This window comes from Longivirga aurantiaca, from assembly GCF_042660085.1.
GTDB lineage: Bacteria > Actinomycetota > Actinomycetes > S36-B12 > CAIYMF01 > Longivirga > Longivirga aurantiaca.
On the sequence record NZ_JBHSTI010000036.1, the window covers coordinates 1 to 641 of the forward strand.

Annotated in this window: 1 protein-coding gene; it reads right to left on the minus strand. The window is 72.2% G+C overall.

The genetic code is table 11. The features are described 5' to 3' along the window. Positions 1–641, minus strand: a 641-nt coding sequence (locus ACFQGU_RS16675; protein WP_386768829.1) for a PASTA domain-containing protein, incomplete at both ends; no start/stop codon positions are given.

Here is a 641-nt window from a genome sequence, read left to right on the forward strand (position 1 = left end):
GGTGGGCGTCGGCGTGGGGGTCGGCGTCGGCGTGGGCGTCGGGGGCGGCGGGGCCTTCGCGACGGTGATCGTCACGAGGGTGCCGCGCACGACGCTGGTGCCGGGCTTGGGCGACTGCGCGAGCACCGTGCCCTCGGGCTTGGCGTCGGTCTCCTGCTGGACGACGTTCACGTCGAAGCCCGCGTTGATGAGGTCGCTGCGCGCCTGCGCCTCGCTCGACCCGACGACATCGGGCACCTTGGTCTTGCCGTTCGACACCTGGATGTCGACCAGGGTGCCGGCGTCCACGGTCTCCTGCGCGCCGGGTGTCTGGCCGACGACCACGCCCTGAGGCTGGTCGGACTCGACCTCGTCGACCTTCCCGAGCCCGAGACCCGCATCGACGAGGGCCGCGCGGGCCTGGTCGACGGACGTGAGCCCGGTGAGCGTGGGCACGACGGCGGAGTCCTTGCCCGTGGAGACGACGACGTCGACCGCGCTGCCCTTGTCGACCTGACCCCCCTTGACGGGGTTCTGGCTGATGATCGTGTCCTTGGGGCGGTCGTCGCTCGCCTGCGGCGTCTGGGTGCCGAGGACGAGACCGTTCGTCTCGAGCTCGACCTGCGCCTCCGCGATGGTGAGGCCCGCGAGGTTGGGCACCG